Consider the following 18996-nt stretch of genomic DNA (forward strand, 5'->3'; position numbering starts at 1 on the left):
CTGCAGCCGAATCTGCCGATCCGTCCAGCCACCAACGCCCCCTTTGAAAGTGCCGCCCTCGCAACGCGCAATGGCCATCCAACGCAAATTTACGTCCGCGGATGGTAACCCGTGGTCGATTTGCCGGAGTCTCCTCACCCGCCGCAGGTCGACGGCGTGAGGCGGTGCCACCTACCGGCGGCGGATGCCCGCAGTTCGCCGAGCTACGGTTATTGACGACACTGGCAAAAATCTTTGCCAGAAGCGCTGCGGCAGCCGTTCACAACTGTTAATTTTCTGTCTGTACTGCGGCAGGACACCCGTCTGCCAGACTGCAGTGCGGTAATGCCGCAGTAGCGGTCGATCTGCCGGGGTCCGATGGCCGTGCGGCGTGACTATGGAGGGCCCGAAAATGGCTGGTGCGCACCGTCGCCCGCAACGCCGGAAGTTGGCGGTATCGACGTGGCTGGGCACGGGAGTCGCCGCCGTCGGCGTCAGCGCCGCACTCCTCGGCAGCGCGGCCGTCGCGAGCGCGGCCCCATCGACCGACTCGGAGTCCGCCTCGTCGTCGGCGCCGGCGCAGCCCAAGAAGCCGCCTGCGCAGAAAACCACCAAGAACAAGAAGAAGGACACGGCCGCTACCGCGGATGCGTCGGACACCAAGGCCACGTCGGACAGCAAGCCCGCATCGGACACCAAGGCCGCGTCGGCCCCCGACGCCGCCCCCGACGCCGCGGCCGACGCCTCCGCCGACGGCGACGACGACGCGAAGCCGGCGCGCAACCGCCGCACCAAGGCGGACAACACCGGACGTTCGGCGACCGCCCCGAACGCCGGGACCGTCGCGAAGCTCCCTTCGGCCGCCGCCCAGGCGGTGACGAACAACCCGGCGACCAAGAATCCGCTCAAGACGGCCGCCGCGGTCAAGCCGGCCACCGACACCGCGGCCAAGGACACGGAGTCGCCGGCGGCCGCGGCGACGGTCGCGGCGACGCCGTCACCGACAGCAGCCGCCACCCCGCAGGTCACCGTCGCCGCGGCCCAGACGTCCACGGCCGCAATCACTTCGATTCCCAACACCACCGCCAAGGCGTTGAGCAGCGTCACCTCGCCGACGGCCCCCACCAACATCTCCGGACTGCTGTCGGTGCTGGCCGCCTTCGGTCAGGCTGTCGGTGCTGCAACGCAGCGCACTGAGGAGTTCCTGGCCGCCTCCCTCGTCGGCACCACCGAGACCGTGAGCCGGTTGCTCGGTATCGTGCCCGCGCTGGCCACGAGCGAAAAGACCAGTGCCGCATCGACTCTCACTCCGGCGCCCACCGACACGTGGCAGCCGGGCCAGACCGTTACCGCCGACGAGTACATCAACACCGCGCTGGCGGAGATCGCGCAGGCGCGCACCCTCCTCGGCACCAGTTCGGCCAACGGGTACTCCCGGTACGAGCTGCGGATGGCGGCCACCTACCTCACGACGTACCAGGCGAACCAGCAGAATCTGATGGACGCCTACGCGGCGGATCCGACCAATGCGACAGCCCTGAAGGCCCTCAAGTCCAACGAGGCGCTGATCGGCAAGGCCGTGACTGCGCTGAAGACCGCGCGTTACTGGGCGGCGAATCGCGACATCAAGGCCGTCATCGTCGACGCCACCACCAACGCCCGCATCTACGCCTCGGTCCCGCTGTCCATGTATGCGGGCGTCGAGCCGATCGTCACCATCTCCGTGAACGGCGGGCCGAAGATCAAGGTGCTGGTGGACACCGGATCGTCCGGACTGGTGGTCAACGCCAAGAACGTCGGCCAGACCGGCCTCGGCAATTCGGTGGGCACCGGCACCGGCGCCTACAGCGGCGGGCTGACCTACACCTACAACACGTACAACACCACGGTGGACTTCGGCAGCGGCCTCGTCACCACGCCTGTCCCGGTCGACGTCATCACCGACCCGGCGCAGCAGACCGCATTCGCCAACTTCCTGAAGTACAACGGCGTCGTCGGCGTCCTGGGTGTCGGCACCAACGCGGTCGGCCCCGGCCCCGGCCTGGTGACCACCGGCCTGCCCAGCGCGCTGAAGAACGGCATCTACATCGACGAGGCCAGCAAGACGCTGACGTTCGGCCCCAACCCGCTGCCGGCGCGCGTCACCACGTCGGGTTCGCCGAACGTGATCGGTTCGATAACCATCAACGGGGTCAACACTCCGATCAATCTGCTGATCGACTCGGGTGGCGTCTACGGCACCATCCCGTCGACGCTGGTGAATACGTCCCAGATGACCCCCGTCAAGAACACTGACGGCAGCGTGGCCTACTACCTGCTGAACGCGGGCACGCCGATCTCGGTGTACGACGCTGACGGCAACCTGCTCTACTCCTACACGACCACCTCGACGTACCGGCCGACGGTGACCACCGACGACTACAACGCCGAGCTATCGAACACCGGCGCGATGCCGTTCCTGCACAACCGGATCTACATCGACTACTCCACCGCAAACGGATCGACCGTCTTCGACCTGTAGCCGCCACCCGAAATCGTCCGCTGTTTCGCCGCGCTCCGCGGCGGGACAGCGGCCGGCTGTCACGTCGAATTCCGGCGTGCAATACCCAATTATCAGGCGGTTCGAGCGGGGTTAACAAAATACGCGATCCCGCGTTGCGGATCTGACGTGCCCGTTAGTCTTCTCGCACGTGGTCGCCGGTTAACGTAGTCCAGCTATTTCACTGGACGCGACTGATGGGAGACAGCCAGGTGGAAAATCTCATGGCTAATGCGTTCGCGTACCCCTGGTGGGTGTACGTCACCATCCCGTTGGGCGCGGCGTTCGTCGGCTGGATCACCAAGATCATGGCCCTGAAGATGATGTTCTACCCAGTCGAGTTCAAGGGCATTCCGCCTTACCTCGGCTGGCAGGGCCAGATTCCCAAGCGCGCGCCGAAAATGGCTGCGGTGGCGGTGGATTCGCTGACGTCGGAGATCCTCAAACCCGAGGAGATGTTCGACAAGATCGATCCGAACGAGTTGGTCAAAGAACTCGCCGAACCACTGCGGCAGACCTCCGCCGAGATGGTCGACACCATCATGATGTCGTTCCAGCCGCAGGTCTGGCGGGCTACGCCCGACCAGCTCAAGGACGTCGTCGTCAAGAACGTCGAGAAGCGCATCCCAACGGCCATGGCCGCGATGTTCGACAAACTGCGCGGGCAGGTCGACCAGATCTTCGACATCAAGCACATGGTCGTCACCAACCTGGTGCGCGACAAGGTCACGCTCAACACGGTCTTCCAGGACATCGGTAAGCCGGCGTTCAAGTTCCTCATCATGTCCGGCCTGCTCTTCGGCTTCCTGATCGGTCTGGTGCAGGCCGTGGTGTTCGGCATCACCAACTGGCACTGGTCGCTGCCGCTGTTCGGCCTGCTGACCGGTGGTCTCACCGACTACGTTGCGCTACAGATGATTTTCCGGCCCCTGGAGCGCAAGAACGTCTTCCTCGGCATCAAGTGGCAGGGCGTCTTCCAGCGCGAGCGTGCCCAGGTGGTCGAAGGCTATGCAGCGCTGATGGCCCGGGAGATCTTCACACCCCAGGCCATCATGGAGAGCATGCTGAACGGCCCGTCGTCGGACCGGTTCTTCGACATGATCTCCACCGAGATCAGCCAGACCATCGACACGCAGATGGGCTTCACCGGCAAGATCATCAAGACCGTCGGGGGCCGCCAGTACGTCGACATGAAGAAGCAGATCACCGACTCGATCATCGACAAGCTGCCCGAAACATCCACCTACATCGAGGGATACATGCGCGATCGCCTCGATCTGGAGAACGTCATGGTCACCAAGATGATGCTGCTGGACTCACTGTCGTTCGAGAACCTCCTGCGTCCGGCATTCAAGGATGACGAGTGGATCGTCGTCGTCCTCGGTGCCACCCTCGGTTTCCTCTTCGGTGAGTTGCAGGCGCAGCTCATCCTGCTGCTGGCGCACTGACCTACGTCGGGCCGGGTGTTCCGGTCAGCTTCCGGACGGTGAGGACCTCACTGTCGCGGAAGGCCCGCCCGTTGGGGTAGAGCAGATCGCTGAACCAGACCTTCGGCTCCGCGGGGTTGGGGTGATCCCACGAATCCCACGGGAAGTAGGTCTGGGTCTTGCCGGCCACGAGTCCCCAGCTGTACGCACCCACGTTGCGCTGCTTGGCAACTGGCAGAATCCCCTCAACGGTGCTGCCCTGGTTGCGAGCGAGGTACTCGGTACAGATGATGGGCCGGCCCAGTGGGGCCAGCTCGTCGATCCGGGCGGAGAAGTCGGCCGGCTTGGCGTAGCTGTGGAACGAGATGATGTCCGAGTTGTCCAGCTGGATCGACGCGATTGCACTGCGCTGCGCTGGATTGGCCCAACTTCCTTGCCACACACCACTTGTCAGCGGCTGCACCGGGTCGACGGCACGTGCCCACGCGAACACCTGCGGCAGCAGATCGGCAACGAGTTTCATCTTGTCGCTGCGCTCGACCTTGCGGTAGACCGCCGCCGGGTTGTCGGGCTCGTTCCACAGATCCCAGCCGAGTACGCGGTTGTCGTTGCGGAACAGGTTGATCACACCGGTGACGTAATTCTGCAGTACCCCACGGTAATTCGGATCGGCGATCCGGTCCGCGCCCGGGCTCTGCACCCAGCCCGAGTTGTGCACCCCCGGGGTCGGCGCCCGCTGTACGCCGAGTTTCGGATGCGGGTCCCAGCACGAGTCGAAGAACACGAACAGGGGCTTGATGCCGTTGCTCGCGGCGATGCCGACGAACTGCGACAGCCGCTGCGAGAAGCCCTGCGGGTCCTGCGCCCACAGCAGATCGTGCAGGAAGACGCGGACGGTGTTGAACCCGAACCAGCGGGCCGCGCCGAGTTCGGCCTTGATGCGCCCGGGGTCGTAGGTGCCGGCCTGGAACATCTCGAGCTGATTGACCGCGGTGGAGGTGATGTAGTTCCCGCCGACCAGCCAGCCCTGTGCCTGGTACCAGCTGTTGGCCCGCTCGGGCGTCCAGCGCGCCCCGGCTGCGGACGCCAGAGCCGGTCCGGAGAATCCGGCCATGGCAGAGCCCGCCGCCAGCAGCAGCGGCACCTTGAGAGCGGTTCTGCGGTCCACCGCACGAGGCTACTGATCTTGATGGAGCAATTGGGGCGTGCTTATCGAGTTGCAACAAACACGATGTCCGGTGGTGACGTCGGGCGGCCGGCTCAGGCGTTGATGCCGGCGGTGAGGATCGCCGCAAGCTCGCGATATGCACTGGCGTCGTCGAGTCCGGTACTCTCGCGCACCCGCCGCTGCTGGATGCGCACCATCATGGTCGCCGCCAGGTCGGCCGCGAAAGACGCATGGACATCGCGGAATTCACCGCTCTCGACGCCGTCGGCGATCATCTCCTGGACTCGACGGGCCGCGATCTGGGTGTTCTTCTCGTAGACACTGCGCGCGGGGGCGAAGGCGTCCAGGTCCATCATGAACTGGTCCGATGCGGCGTCCAGCACCGTCCCCACCGCCGACAGATACGCCGTGATCCGCGCCCGGGCGCCGTCGACTCCGGCCACCAGCTGTTCCACCTCATCGGTTGCCTGCCGGAAGAACTGCACGGTCGCGGCGCGCACCAACTGCTCCTTGCTGCCGGCGAGCGTGTACAACGTGGACTTCGAGCACCGCAGCCGAGCGGCGATGTCGTCGAGCGTGAGGTGGGCGAATCCCTCGTCGAGGAACAGCGCGATCAGGGCGTCGAACAGCTCAGTGCGTCGGCGGGTGCCGAACGCCGGGGACGTGCGCGTGCTCACCCCGGCATAGTACTGCGGCCCTTTACTCAGTACTGCTCAAACAGTACTGTGTCAGGTAACTCAGTACTGTCCGACGTATTAGTGGAGTTCCCGGTGCCTGTTGATCGCCTCTTGCCCAACGATGAAGCCCACGCGCTGATCGAACTCACCCGCGACATCGCGGACAAGGTGCTGGACCCCATCGTCGACAAGCACGAGAAGGACGAGACGTACCCCGACGGGGTGTTCCCCACCCTCGGCGAGGCCGGACTGCTGAGCCTGCCGTACCCCGAGGAATGGGGCGGCGGCGGCCAGCCCTATGAGGTGTACCTGCAGGTGCTCGAAGAACTCGGCGCCCGCTGGGCTTCGGTGGCCATCGCGGTCAGCGTGCACAGCCTGTCCTGCCACCCGCTGATGACCTTCGGCACCGACGAGCAGCGGCAGCGCTGGTTGCCAGAGATGTTGAGCGGCAACCTGGTCGGCGCCTACAGCCTGTCCGAGCCGCAGGCCGGTTCCGACGCCGCAGCACTGGCCTGCAAGGCCGTCGCCTCCGATGGCGGGTACCGGGTGACCGGTTCGAAGGCCTGGATCACGCACGGTGGACTCGCCGATTTCTACACCTTGTTCGCGCGCACCGGCGAAGGGTCGCAAGGCATCTCGTGCTTCCTGGTACCCGCCGGCACCGAGGGGCTGTCCTTCGGGCGACCCGAGGAGAAGATGGGCCTGCACGCGGTGCCCACCACCTCCGCGCACTACGACAACGCGTTCCTGCCGGCCGAGCGGCTGATCGGCGCCGAGGGTCAAGGCCTGCCGATCGCGTTCAGCGCGCTCGATGCCGGCCGGCTCGGTGTCGCCGCCGTCGCCGTCGGCCTGGCCCAGTCGGCGCTGGATCAGGCGGTGGCCTACGCCCAGGAGCGAACGACGTTCGGCCGCAAGATCATCGACCACCAGGGACTCGGCTTCCTGCTCGCCGACATGGCCGCCGCCGTCGACTCGGCGCGGGCCACCTACCTCGATGCCGCCCGCCGGCGCGACGCCGGGCTGCCCTACTCCCGTAACGCCTCGGTCGCGAAACTGGTCGCCACCGACGCCGCCATGAAAGTCACGACCGACGCGGTGCAGGTCTTCGGCGGCGCCGGCTACACCCGCGACTACCGCGTGGAGCGCTTCATGCGCGAGGCCAAGATCATGCAGATCTTCGAGGGCACCAACCAGATTCAGCGGCTGGTGATCAGCCGGAGCCTGGCCAAGTAGCGACCGACGCCGGCCGGGCTACATCCGGCTGACGTCGATGATGGCGTTCGCGAACTGTGCGGGCGCCTCCTGCGGCACGTTGTGCCCGATGCCGTCGAGAACACGGTGCTCGTACGCACCGGTGTACATCGCGCGGTATCCCGCACCGTCCTTCGCCGCGCCGTCGAAGTCACTGCCGATCGTGATGGTCGGGACATGGATGAGCGGCTTGGCCTGCAGTCGTTGTTCGTCTGCGTCGTAACGGCTTTCACCCTCCGCGAGGCTGAGGCGCCAGCGGTAGTTGTGGATCACGATGGCGACATGGTCGGGATTGTCGAACGCGCCGGCGCTCAGGCCGTAGGCCGCGTCGGTGAAGTGCCACAGCGGCGACGCCTTGGACCAGATCAGCCGGTTGAACTCCTTGGTGTTCTTCCGGTAGCCGAGTTCACCGCGAGGCGTGGCGAAGTAGTACTGATACCACCAGCCCAGTTCGGCTTCCGGGTCCAGCGGCTGGAGATTGGCGGCACGATTGACCACGATGTATCCGCTGACCGCGACCAGCCCGGTGACCCGCTGCGGCCACAACGCCGCAACAGCATTCGCCGAACGTCCACCCCAGTCGAAGCCGCCGAGGATCGCTCGCGGGATGTTGAGCGCATCCATCAGGGCCACGACGTCGGCGGCCAGGGCGGCTTGCTGTCCATTCCGGACCGTGGTGTCGGACAGGAACCGGGTCGACCCGAAGCCGCGCAGATACGGCACGATCACCCGGAAGCCCTGGTCTGCCAGCAACGCGGACACATCGGCATAGCTGTGGATGTCGTACGGCCAGCCGTGCAGCAGGATGACGGGCGGACCTTCGGCCGGACCCGCTTCGACGTAGCCGACATCGAGGTCGCCGGCCCGAATCTGCTTGACCGCGTTCAGGTTGTGTTCCGGCGTGGGCGGCGGTGCCGTCTTCTCGACCGCAGCCGGTTCCGACGACGACCCGCACGCCGCCAATGACGCCGCACCCACCGCTGCCATCGCCGTCAAGCCGAACTGTCTTCTGTTGAAGCCGTTCACGGTCCGTCGTTCCTCCAGAGTTCGCCAGTTCGCCGCCAACGCTGCACGCCGTTGCGCGTCGTGTCCAACGATAGATTTCGACCGACCGCACCTGCCTCGTGGGTGTGCGCCGACCACTACGTCAGACTGCGGCCCAGCCACCGTCCACGCTGAGGACGACGCCGTGGATGTTGGCGGCGTCATCACTCGCCAGGAACGCCACCGACGCGGCGACCTCTTCCGGCGTGCTCATCCGACGGGAGGGCAGCCGGTCCAGCACGGGCTGGACGTGGTCTGCGAACTCCTGTTGCCGCTCGGTGGCGATCGGCCCCGGCGCCACCGCGTTGACCCGAACCCCGAACGGGCCGTACTCGTCGGCCCAGGATGTGGTGAGAGAGTGGATCGCCGCCTTGTTCGAGTTGTAGATCGCCGAACCACTGGCCCCGCGCAACCCGGTGATCGATCCGATGTTGACCACGGCGCCGCCGCCATTGCGCACCATGTGCGGCGCGATCACCCCGGTCAGTAGGAATGGCGCAAAGACGTTGACCTCGAACGCCTCCCGCAGTACCTCCGGGGCGACATCGGCCGTCGGCGTCGGCATCAACAGCGTGGCGGCGTTGTTCACCAGGATGTCCAGCCGCCCACCTACTGCTTCGGTGGCGTGTTCGGCGAGGTTGCGGATCGCATCGTCACCGCCCGCCAGGTCGGCAGCGACGAACGACGCCTCGGCGCCGGTCGCCCGGATCGCGGCCACCAGCGCGGCGCCGCGCTCGGCATTCCGTCCGCTGATCACAACGTGCGCGCCTTCATCGGCCAGTCTGCGCGCGATGGCCGTCCCCAGGCCGCCGGTGGAACCCGTGACAAGTGCTGTGCGACCGGACAGTCGCGTATCTTTTGGACTCATGAGTCCACATGGTTCACCGGACAAAATGGACCTGCAAGTCCAAAAACTGACAGCCAAGGGACAGGCCACCCGAGCCCGGATCATCGACGGCGCCGCGGCCGAGATCCGGGAACGTGGTGTCGCGCTCACGACCATCGAGGACGTGATGGCGCGGACCCGAACCTCGAAAAGCCAGATTTTTCACTACTTTCCCCACGGGAAAGAACAGCTGCTGCTCGCCGTTGCGACGCTGGAATCGCAACGGGTGCTCGACGATCAACAACCCCACCTCGGCGCGCTCACCTCATGGGCGGCCTGGCAGCGCTGGCGGGACACCGTGGTCGACCGCTACCGCCAACAAGGCCAGAACTGCCCGATCGCGGTGCTGATGTCCGAGATCGGTCGCACCAGCGCCGGCGCGCAGGCGGTCACGACCGAACTGATCGACTCCTGGCGGGGCGCCATCGCCGACGGCATCGTGGCGATGCAGCAACAGGACAAGATTGCGCACACCGTCGACCCCCAGCGGGCGGCAGCCGCGCTGCTGGCCGGCATCCAGGGCGGCGTCGGCGTCATGCTCGCCACCGGCGACCTCACGTACCTCGAGGCTGCCCTCGACGAAGGGATCAACGCGCTCCGGCAGCGATAACTGTCGGCGGCGCACCGGTGTCATCTCCCCGGCTCACACGGCACCCGCAATTGTTAGTTCGCCTACACGCCACCCCATCTGCGTTGACAGCCGTCAAAGCCGCCGAGAAGGATCGACGGTATGGCCGCCAAGACCGAAGAGCAGGTATTCACCGAAATCGAGACCCGCCTCACGGCCAAGTTTGCGGACCTGCCCCCGGCCCGGGTGGCCACCGTCATCGACGGCGCCCGCCGGCAGTTCGCCGACAGCACCATTCGCGACTTCGTCCCGCTCCTCGTCGAACGGCGTGCCGAGGAAGAGTTGGCACGACAGCTGGCCGGCGACGCCACTCGCTAGTCCGGCCCGCTCGGCCCTCGCCGAGTTTGCCGGCCTCACAATGGGTTCCGGCACCAACCCGTTACCTGCCGAGACCTCTCCGTGAGGACTTTGAGGCAATTGAAACGATGCGGTCACGGTCGCGGCTCAGTCCCATGTCGAGCGCGCATCCGATTGAAAACATGTCTTGAACCAGCCACTCGCGGTGCCCTACGGTTCAGCTGCGCAAATTTTCGGCGCTGTAATTTAAGGGCACGTTCAAGGAGACGCCGGTGATGATCAGCTTTGGTCGAATCGCTGTGAAAATAGTTGCCAGCGCCGGTGTGTGCGCGACGGCCGTGGCCGTGAGCCCGACCGCAGCGGCAGTCCCACTCAAGACCGGCGGGTACGCGTGCGACGCGGGCGCCGTAGCCCCTGCCGCAGGGGCACCCGCAGCCGCGGCAGCCGCCGCGCCCTGCGCCGCCCCCGCCGTCGAATCCTCGGGCATCGTCGGCCCGCTGGCGGCCGCTCCGGTGGTTCCGGCGGCAGTCCCGCCGGTTCCCGCGGTCGTCCCGCCCGTCCCGGCAGCGGTGCCCCCGGTCGTGCCCCCGATCCCCGCCGGCCTGCCGATCGGGGCGCCCATCCCGATCGCCGCGGCCCCCGCAGCCATCCCGATGGACATGGGTGGCGTCGCCGACGGCAAGGAGGCCCGGACCCTGCGGCCCGTCGACGCCGGTGGCCCCACCCCCAACCTGCCGACCCAGCCCGGCCCGCAGAACTGAACCATCCAGCTGCACAACCGCTTTCAGTGAAGCACCCGAGCCCTCGTGGCTCGGGTGCTTCAGGCGTTCGGGGCGCAGAGTCAGCGGACCGCGGCAGTCAGATCCTGTTGACCCTGTACTGAGGGCGCATTTGTGCGAGTAGGCAGAGCCCTGAGTTCAGGATCAACCAACTGTGACCCTCAACCGGGATTGACCCTGAACTGAGGGCGCACTCGTACGAGTAACGACCGCCGGACAGCGAATCAGCTTGAGGTGCAACCTAACTAAGGCTCGATGATGACCGGGTCGCCGACGTTGACGGTGTTGTAGTACCACTCGGCGCCCGCGGGCGCCACACCGATACAGCCGTGGCTGACGTTCTCGAAGCCCATCGACTCGACGGCCCAGGGCGCCGAATGCACGAACAGTCCACGGCGGCTGATCCGTACCGCGAACTCGACCTCTGTCATGTACCCGTCCGGATGGTCGACGGGAATACCGACGCTGCTCGAATCCATAAGGACGTTGCGGTCTTTCGCCAACACGGTGTACTTGCCAATGGGTGTCTCATACTCCGGCCGACCCATGGTCGCGAGCAGCACGCCCGACTCGCCGAGATGCGGAAGGTGGTGTGGCGCCGGCATATCCGGTGGGGTCTGGCCGTCGATCGTGACGGTGAAGGTATGGTCCGCGACATGGGCGGTTCCGATGACCGCCGGGCCGGTGGTCATCGCCATCGGCTGACCGCCGACCGTCAATTTGATGGTGCTGTGCGCGGGCCAGAAGCCATCCGGAACCCATTGCACCACTTTGTTATCCAGCCATTCGAACTTGCCGGTCATCGCCGGCTTCGACGTCACGTCCAGGGCCATTTCGGCGGCCGCACGGTTGGTGATCGGCCGCTTGAATGTCACCACGATCGGATGCGCGACGCCGACCGGCACTCCCTGCGTCGGCTGCGTCGACTCGATCATCGAGCCCAACGGCAGGCGAAGGCCCGCTGTCTCGATACCGAGCGCGCCGCCAGTGGTAGTCGTGGCGACCACGACCACGGCAAGGACACCGTGTACTAACACCCGCATATATCCGACCCCTTTGTCGCTGGCCGCATGGTTGAACACCGTCATGGTATTGGGCGGGAAACGCCGAAATCCGTACGGCGCGTCAATATTTCGGTCAAAGATTCGTCACGGATTGGCCACCCAACATCACGGCGCAGACCAACATGAGCAATCCCCGGCAGCTATCGTTGACGTGCGCGACAATTATGCGTTAGGGGGCCACAGAAGGGCTGGGCAGGCCATGGCAACAGAGCGCGTAGCGGTCCGGGCGGCGGACGACGAGTGCGTCGACTGCGGCTACACACCGGAGCTGAAACGCACCCTCGGCGGCTTTCAGGTCTTCGCGGTCTCGTTTGCCTTCATCTCGGTGGCGGTCGGCATCTTCGGGACCTATGACGATCTCCTGCAGACATCCGGACCCGTCGGCATCTGGCTGTGGATCATCGCGGCCATCGGACAGACGCTCGTGGCTCTCGTGGTGGCACAGTTCACGGCCCGTATCGCGCTCAGCGGGTCGTCGTATCAATGGGCCTCGCGGCTGGCCAACCCGAAGATCGGCTGGCTGTTCGGCTGGCTCACGTTCTGGTATCTCGCGATAGCGGCGGTTGCCGTGGACAACGCCTTGGCCAGCCAGGCCCTCATGCCGCTGCTGGGGCTCAGCGACAGCGAGGACACCGCACGCCTGATCACCATCGCGGTACTCGTCGTCCAGGCGACCCTGGTGATCGCGTCGACCCGGCTGCTCGGCCTGATCACTTCCGGCGCAGTCGGATTGGAGCTGGGCATCGTCCTCATCCTGGTGCTCGTACTCGGGATAGTCATGGCGGTGACCGGTAGCGGACACATCGAGAACCTCACGACCCGCGGGATCACCGCAGGCGCCAGTGACTACTACGCCGTCGGCGGCGGCCTCATGGCCGGCATGATCATGGGTCTCACCACGCTGGTCGGCTTCGACTCCGCCGCGAACCTCGCCGAGGAAGCCAAGGACCCGTTCCGCAGCGTGCCGCGCGCCATCGTCGCGTCCGTCGTCGCGGCCGGCGTCGCGGGCCTGGTGTTCCTCATCGCGCTCACCATCGCGATCAAGGACGTCGGCACCGTCAGTCACAGCGGTTCCCCGGTCGCGCTCATCATCCGGGAACAGCTCGGGCCGGTCGCTGAACGAATCCTGTTGGCGGGCATCGTATTGGCGATGTTCGGCGCCGGCCTGGTGGTGATGGCCGCGTGTTCGCGGCAGGTTTTCGCCATGGCGCGTGACGCCCGCTTCCCCGCACACCGCATCATGCGGCAGGTCAACCCGCGCACCCAAACTCCGGTGCCCGCAACGCTATTGATCCTGGCGGTGGGTGTGGTGCTGATGGCTACCCTCCACGGGGCGGCACTGATCCAGCTGATCATCGCGTCGACGATCCTGCCCGCGCTGATCTACGGTGCCATCGTCGTGCTGTATCTCGCCGTGCGAAAACGGTTGGAACACAAGGAGGGCGGATTCAGCCTGGGCCGCTTCGAACTGCCCGTAGCCGGCGTCGCACTGGTCTGGGTATGCGTGGCGATCTTCGTGCTCGTGACACCCACGACGGCGCGGGTACCCAGCTTCATCGTCCTCGGCCTCATCGCCCTCGGCGTCGGATATTTCGTGAAGATGTTGATCTTGAATCGCGAAGTGCTCGACACCGAGCCGGGAATCGATGAATTCGCCGTCTCGCCCAATTGATTTCAGCAGAATATATTTGCGCGAGCATTCTTCACATCTTCTCGCCAGTCGTGGGAAAAATGAAACAGCTAACCGAGTGTACTTAGTGGCAGCATTTCGAATGGCGGGAGAACCGCTGATAGGCCGCGCATTTCAATCTCGCTGACTGGGAAGTAGCAATTGCAGAATCCGCATTCGTGGATACGTTATTGCCGCCACAAATCCGTGGTCCACGAGGGGAGTATTGCGGTGAAGCGCTTGTCCGGCATGGATGCCATGTTCTTGTCCATGGAGGGCACTGAATGGCCACAGCACACGCTGGGGTTGATGATTCTGGATCCCAGTGACGCACCAGGATTCGACTTCGAGCATCTGCGTGATCACCTCGACCGCCGGCTGCCCTACCTGCCGTCGTTCCGGCGCCGTATCCAAGAGGTGCCACTGGGCTTGGATCGGCCGGTGTGGGTCGACGATCCGGCTTTCAAGCTCGATTACCACATTCACCGCGCGGCACTACCCGCTCCTGGTGGCGAGAAGGAACTTGCCGACGTCGTCGGCGAAATCCTGGCCCGCCAGCTCAACCGTAACCAGCCTTTGTGGGAGAGCTGGTTCGTCGAGGGCCTCGAAGGCGGCCGCGTCGCCTTCATCGCCAAAACCCACCACTCGATCGTCGACGGCGTGTCCGGCGCAGGCCTGTCATCGGTGCTGTGCGACGTCACGCCCGACGCCAAGGGCCCGATCGTCGACCTGCCCGACGAGGGTGAGCAGCCCCGCCACTCGAGCCTCGAACTGTTCGCCAAGGGCACGCTGTCGGCCGCGACCACGCCGCCGAAAGTCGTTCAGTACCTTGGCCAAACCGTCCGCAACGCGGTGACCACCATCAGCCACCTGCGGCGCGACGACCCGCCGCCACGCCCCATGAGCGCCCCCAAGACCAGCTTCAACGGCGCGCTCAGCTCGCACCGCAGCTTCGCGTACACATCGCTGCCGATGGCGCACATCAAGCACGTCAAGAACGGTCTCGGCGTCAAGGTCAACGACGTGATCCTGAGCGTCGTCGCCGGCGCGCTGCGCACCTACCTGACCAAGCGCGACGCCCTGCCCGAGACGCCGGTCCTGGCGACCGTGCCGATGTCCACCCGCGACGCCGGCGACGAGACCCCCGGCAACCACGTGCACACCATGATCGCCTCCATGTGCACGGATGTGGAGGATCCCGTCGAACGGCTGTCCGCCATCCACAACGGCATGAACAGCGCCAAGGCGCTGGCCGAGGACCTGCAGGCCGGCCAGTCCATCGGGCTCACCGACTTCGCGCCGCCGGTACTGCTGAACCTGATGTTCAAGGGTTTCCGCGCCGCCAAGCTCGAGGACAAACTGCCGCTGGCCAGCAACCTCATCGTCTCGAACGTCCCCGGCCCGCCGATCCAGCTGTACATGGCCGGCGCCAAGATCGAGCACATCGTTCCCGTCGGCCCGCTGACCGTCGGCATGGGCATCAACGTCACGGTCTTCAGCTACGGCGGCAACGTCGACGTCGGCATCCAGGCCGATCCGGACCTCGTCGAGGACCCGTGGGAAATCCTCGAGGGCGCCAAGGCAGAGCTCGACCGGCTTCTCGCCGCGTCCGGTTGGGAGGAGCCCGTCGCGAAGAAGAGCGCCTCGGCGACCAAGAAAACCGGTGCCGCAGTCCCACCGGGTGGGAGCTCCGGCGGCAGCGCCGAATAGATGTGATTGCCTTCACATGAGGGCAGACGCGATGGCGATCCATGCCCTGACGATGTGAGAAAGGAAGTTGCTGCGATGGCAGATTCGGATAGCTTGTCGGACGTGGTGGCCATTGTCACCGGTGGTTCACGTGGTCTCGGCGCGTCGATGGCACGACACATCGTGGCCGGCGGCGGCAAGGTCGTCATCGCCGACGTCCTCGACGATGAGGGCAAGCAGCTGGCAGCCGAGCTCGGGGACGCTGCGCGCTACATACACCTCGACGTGACGGATCGTGCCCAGTGGGATGCGGCCGTCGCGCTGACGGTCGCGGAGTTCGGCAAGATCACCGGTCTGGTTAACAACGCCGGCATCTCCACCGGCCAATTCATCGAGCACGAACCGCTGGAGCACTTCCGCACGGTGCTCGATGTCAACCTGGTCGGCGTCTTCAACGGCATCCAGGCCGTCATCGCGCCCATGCGCGCCGCCGGCGGTGGCTCGATCGTCAACATCTCCTCGGCCGCGGGCTTGATGGGGCTGGCCCTGACCGCCGGCTACGGCGCCTCCAAGTGGGCCGTCCGCGGCCTCAGCAAGATCGCCGCGGTGGAGCTCGGCACCGACCGCATCCGGGTGAACTCCGTGCACCCCGGCATGACCTACACGCCGATGACGGCGCAGGTCGGCATCCAGCAGGGCGAGGGCAACTACCCCAACACCCCGATGGGTCGCGTCGGCGAGGCCGACGAGATCGCCGGCGCCGTCACCTACCTGCTGTCGCGCGCCGCCTCGTACGTCACCGGCGCCGAGATCGCGGTCGACGGCGGCTGGACCACCGGACCCACCGTCAAGTACGTGATGGGCCAATAACTACATAGGCGACCAGCCAATCGTCCCTCAGTTCAACATGTTTGAACTGAGGGACGACTTCCAGCAAGGAGACAATGGTGTCTGCCCCACTGAGGAACGATGAGTTGCCCGAGCCGCCCATGGTGAGCCGTCCCGAGTGCATGGACGTCGGCGAGCGCATGGCCGTGGCCCCGCACATCGCCGTCGATGAAGCCGTGCTCGCCGTCATGCGCCTGCGCCAGCCGAAGCTGCCGGCCGACGCCGCACCGGACCGGCTCGCCGCCGACCTGGACAAGGCCGCGACGATGTTCAAGAGGCGGGGCTGGATTTCCAAACCGTCGAAGTACCACCGAACTCCCCCGAAACTCAACGACGCCGACGTCCTGCACTGGAGCACCCACAACGGCCCACTCGGGCACGAGTCGATGTCCTTCGCATCGGAATTCGACGCCCGGTCGTTCGAGCCGGGTGCGGACCGGTGGCCCGGCAACGACCGCAACGACACCGTCACCGTCCGGCTGCTGCGCCGCCCCGACTCCCCCGCTCCGTGGGTCGTGATCCTGCACGGTTTCGGCATGGGGTCGTCGCGCTTCGACCTGAACGTCCTGTGGGCCAACTACCTGCACCACAAGCTCGGATACAATGTGGCGCTGCCGATTTCGCCACTGCACGGGCCGCGCCGCGAGCCCGGCGACGGCCAACTGCTGTCCCTCGATCTCGCCTCCATGCTGCACGGCATCACGCAGGCCGTGTGGGATGTCCGCCGGTTGGTGAGCTGGATTCGCAGCACCACCGATGCCCCGGTTGGCCTCTACGGCGTCTCACTCGGTGGCTACCTGTCCACCGTGCTGGCCGGCCTGGAACGGTTCGACGCGGTGGCCGCGGCGCTGCCATTCGCCGATCCACTCGCGCTGCTGACGCACCATGGCCCGCCCGCGGAGTACCGGGACGTCATTGCCTCCGACGACGCCCGAACTGTCTTCCAGGTCGTGTCCCCATTGGCGCTGCCGACGGTCGTCGCACCGCGGGACCGGACGCTGTTCATGGCCAAGGCAGACCGGCTGATCCCGATGGAACAGTCTGAGGCCCTTGCTGATTCGTGGCATGCCGAACATGTGCGCTGGGTCAACGCCGGGCACGTCGGGTTCACCTGGACCCGCGCGGCGCGTCGAATCCTCGGCCGTCGGTTCCGCGAGTCACTGGGCACCGCGTAGGCCGGTATCCCGATCATGGCGAACTCCGGACCGTTCCCGTCCTGGGACTCGTTCCCGAACTGGGACGCGCTGTCGTCGTTCTGGTCGTCGACCGCGGGCAGCGCGCTCACCGGTGGGCCGGCCGGCGCCTACAAGTCCCTGTTCGACACCTTGCGCAAGCAGGTCGTCGGCCGCCGCATGACCGTCAAACTCACCTCGGACGAGATGACGCTGACGGTGACGACCATCGATGCGGACCTCGACATGCGGAGCCTTTCGGTCGGTCAACTCAACACCGTCTCCATCTCGGCGGCCGACATCGTCTGGAACGGTTGGCAATTCGACAGAGCCACCGCCGTCCTGCACAACGTGCACATCAAACCGAGCAATACGCCGGTCCTGGTGGCCGCACCACTGGATCTGACCATCGAGATGTCCACCAAGGCGCTCGACAGGATGATCGACCGGGCATCATCATTGCCGGGGCGCGCCGCGCCGAAGTTGCTCGGCCGCATCGACGCCGGCGGTGTCGCGCAAATCCGTTGGGCCAGAAGACCTGACATGGGTCATCTCGAGGTCGACGCCACCATCGACGGGTCGACACTTCTGGTGAAGCCGCGGATGGTTGCGTTGCGCCGGGCCCGGTGGCACCTACCGAACCGGCTGCCCGCCTACCGGATTCAGCTGCCGAAACTACCGCGTGAACTGGCGCTGACGTCCGTCAGCTTCAGTCCTCAGACGATCCAGTTGACCGGACGGATGCCCGAGTGGCGGGTCGCAGTGCCACGCCGCCGCATCGAGGAGATCCTCAACCAGCTCAACCAGGTGGGCAAGGCACTCAACCTCAGCTGGCTGGGGCGCGGCCTCTAGCTGCCGATCCTCGGGATGCGATCCCCGAAGAGCCGCAACGCATTCTCATAGCCGACCTTGCGGCGGTCGGCCTCGTCCATCGGATACGACGCCAGGAAGTTCGCCCCGTCGACGTTGTCGTCCATCGGGTAGTCCACCGAGAACATGACGCGGTCGGCGCCCATGACCGACAACGTGCACGCCATGGCCGGCGGGGAGAAATTGCCGCTCGTGGTGAAGTAGAAGTTCTCCCGCAGGTAGTCCGACGGCAGCTTCTGCAGCTGGCCGCCCGATCCGCCGAGTCCGTAGTACCGATCGGTGCGAAAAGCCGTGAACGGCAACATCTCTCCGAGGTGACCGAGAATCATCTGCAGGTTCGGGTGCCGATCGAACAGGCCTGAGTAGATCAGCCGCAGCGCGTGCGTGCCCGCTTCGACGGCGAACCCCCACGACGCCAGGTGCAGTCCTTGATCGACGTACGGCGCGAACCAGGCATCCATCACCGCCGAGTGCGGGGTGGTCGGGTGCAGATAGAGCGGAACCCCGAGCGTCTCGGCGGTGGCGAACAACGGCTCGTAGGCAGGGTCGTCCAGATACCGGCCATGGGTGTGGCCGTTGATGAGCGCGCCCACCAGACCGAGATCGACGACGGCCCTGCGCAATTCGGCCACCGCGGCGTCCGGGTCCTGCGTGGCGAGAGTGGCGAAGCCGCCGAACCGATCGGAATACTGCCGCACCGTCTCGGCGAGATCGTCGTTGGCGCGGCGCGCGTAATCGGCAGCCAGCGCGGCGTCGTCGTACTCCTGCACGCCGGGATCGAAGAGGGACAGAATTTGGAAGTCGATGCCGGCGACATCCATCTGCTCCAGCCGCAGCGGCCCGCGATCGTAGAGCCGGTCGAAGCCGAGGCGGTTGTTGGACTCCAGCCACGTCGCGACCACATTGCCGTCACTCGCCGGGTTCCACGCGTAATGCTCTTCCAGCGCGATCAGGTGCATAGGCCGAGGA

The 18996-nt window shown here is 65.8% G+C and carries 17 protein-coding genes; 11 read left to right on the top strand and 6 right to left on the bottom strand.

Annotated features, from left to right (window positions below):
* Positions 1-391 precede the first annotated feature (391 nt).
* Both H289_RS31715 and H289_RS0105220 read left to right on the top strand, forming a co-directional pair.
* Positions 392-2500, top strand: coding sequence for a PecA family PE domain-processing aspartic protease (locus H289_RS31715; protein WP_155944034.1), 2109 nt, complete (start codon positions 392-394; stop codon positions 2498-2500).
* A 242-nt stretch (positions 2501-2742) separates the two neighbouring features.
* Complete coding sequence (locus H289_RS0105220; protein WP_020099701.1) at positions 2743-3966, top strand: DUF445 domain-containing protein; 1224 nt, start codon at positions 2743-2745, stop codon at positions 3964-3966.
* A gap of 1 nt (position 3967) precedes the next feature.
* Here the strand turns inward: H289_RS0105220 and H289_RS0105225 are convergent, their stop codons facing one another.
* On the bottom strand, positions 3968-5059 hold the full coding sequence (locus tag H289_RS0105225; RefSeq protein WP_502685695.1) for a cellulase family glycosylhydrolase: 1092 nt from the start codon (positions 5057-5059) through the stop codon (positions 3968-3970).
* 146 nt (positions 5060-5205) lie between these two features.
* Positions 5206-5790: a TetR/AcrR family transcriptional regulator gene (locus H289_RS0105230; protein WP_020099703.1), complete on the bottom strand. Its 585-nt coding sequence runs from the start codon at positions 5788-5790 to the stop codon at positions 5206-5208.
* A gap of 93 nt (positions 5791-5883) precedes the next feature.
* Between H289_RS0105230 and H289_RS0105235 the strand changes: the two genes are divergently transcribed.
* On the top strand, positions 5884-7023 hold the full coding sequence (locus H289_RS0105235) for an acyl-CoA dehydrogenase family protein (RefSeq protein ID WP_029104809.1): 1140 nt from the start codon (positions 5884-5886) through the stop codon (positions 7021-7023).
* A gap of 18 nt (positions 7024-7041) precedes the next feature.
* On the opposite strand, the gene H289_RS0105240 is transcribed toward H289_RS0105235, so the two are convergent.
* On the bottom strand, positions 7042-8028 hold the full coding sequence (locus tag H289_RS0105240) for an alpha/beta fold hydrolase (protein ID WP_036420140.1): 987 nt from the start codon (positions 8026-8028) through the stop codon (positions 7042-7044).
* Positions 8029-8188: 160 nt separating this feature from the next.
* Complete coding sequence (locus H289_RS0105245; protein ID WP_029104811.1) at positions 8189-8953, bottom strand: SDR family NAD(P)-dependent oxidoreductase; 765 nt, start codon at positions 8951-8953, stop codon at positions 8189-8191.
* 25 nt (positions 8954-8978) lie between these two features.
* Here H289_RS0105245 and H289_RS0105250 point away from each other — a divergent pair, with 25 nt between their 5' ends.
* From H289_RS0105250 to H289_RS0105265, 3 genes are all read left to right on the top strand, one after another.
* Positions 8979-9581, top strand: coding sequence for a TetR/AcrR family transcriptional regulator (locus H289_RS0105250; protein WP_020099707.1), 603 nt, complete (start codon positions 8979-8981; stop codon positions 9579-9581).
* A 120-nt stretch (positions 9582-9701) separates the two neighbouring features.
* Complete coding sequence (locus tag H289_RS0105260; protein ID WP_020099708.1) at positions 9702-9917, top strand: three-helix bundle dimerization domain-containing protein; 216 nt, start codon at positions 9702-9704, stop codon at positions 9915-9917.
* Between the two features lie 323 nt (positions 9918-10240).
* Positions 10241-10657 (top strand): hypothetical protein, encoded by a 417-nt coding sequence (locus H289_RS0105265; RefSeq protein ID WP_412457992.1) that lies wholly within the window; start codon positions 10241-10243, stop codon positions 10655-10657.
* 263 nt (positions 10658-10920) lie between these two features.
* Here the strand turns inward: H289_RS0105265 and H289_RS0105270 are convergent, their stop codons facing one another.
* Positions 10921-11718 (bottom strand): L,D-transpeptidase, encoded by a 798-nt coding sequence (locus H289_RS0105270; RefSeq protein ID WP_029104813.1) that lies wholly within the window; start codon positions 11716-11718, stop codon positions 10921-10923.
* A 220-nt stretch (positions 11719-11938) separates the two neighbouring features.
* On the opposite strand from H289_RS0105270, the gene H289_RS0105275 reads away from it, so the two are divergent.
* The 5 genes from H289_RS0105275 to H289_RS0105295 all read left to right on the top strand — a co-directional run bounded on the left by H289_RS0105275 (position 11939) and on the right by H289_RS0105295 (position 18009).
* Positions 11939-13411 (top strand): APC family permease, encoded by a 1473-nt coding sequence (locus H289_RS0105275; protein ID WP_020099711.1) that lies wholly within the window; start codon positions 11939-11941, stop codon positions 13409-13411.
* A 228-nt stretch (positions 13412-13639) separates the two neighbouring features.
* A complete protein-coding gene (locus tag H289_RS29765; RefSeq protein WP_196809984.1) occupies positions 13640-15118 on the top strand; it encodes a WS/DGAT/MGAT family O-acyltransferase in 1479 nt (492 codons plus the stop codon).
* 75 nt (positions 15119-15193) lie between these two features.
* A complete protein-coding gene (locus tag H289_RS0105285) occupies positions 15194-15967 on the top strand; it encodes a glucose 1-dehydrogenase (protein ID WP_036420142.1) in 774 nt (257 codons plus the stop codon).
* A gap of 77 nt (positions 15968-16044) precedes the next feature.
* Entirely contained in the window at positions 16045-17160 is a 1116-nt protein-coding gene (locus H289_RS0105290; RefSeq protein ID WP_196809985.1) for an alpha/beta hydrolase, read from the top strand.
* 15 nt (positions 17161-17175) lie between these two features.
* Positions 17176-18009, top strand: coding sequence for a hypothetical protein (locus H289_RS0105295; RefSeq protein WP_020099715.1), 834 nt, complete (start codon positions 17176-17178; stop codon positions 18007-18009).
* Here the strand turns inward: H289_RS0105295 and H289_RS0105300 are convergent.
* On the bottom strand, positions 18006-18986 hold the full coding sequence (locus tag H289_RS0105300) for an amidohydrolase family protein (protein ID WP_020099716.1): 981 nt from the start codon (positions 18984-18986) through the stop codon (positions 18006-18008). The genes H289_RS0105295 and H289_RS0105300 overlap by 4 nt on opposite strands.
* Positions 18987-18996: the final 10 nt, after the last annotated feature.

The organism is Mycobacterium sp. 360MFTsu5.1, from assembly GCF_000383495.1.
In the GTDB taxonomy this organism is placed as follows: Bacteria; Actinomycetota; Actinomycetes; order Mycobacteriales; family Mycobacteriaceae; genus Mycobacterium; species Mycobacterium mucogenicum_B.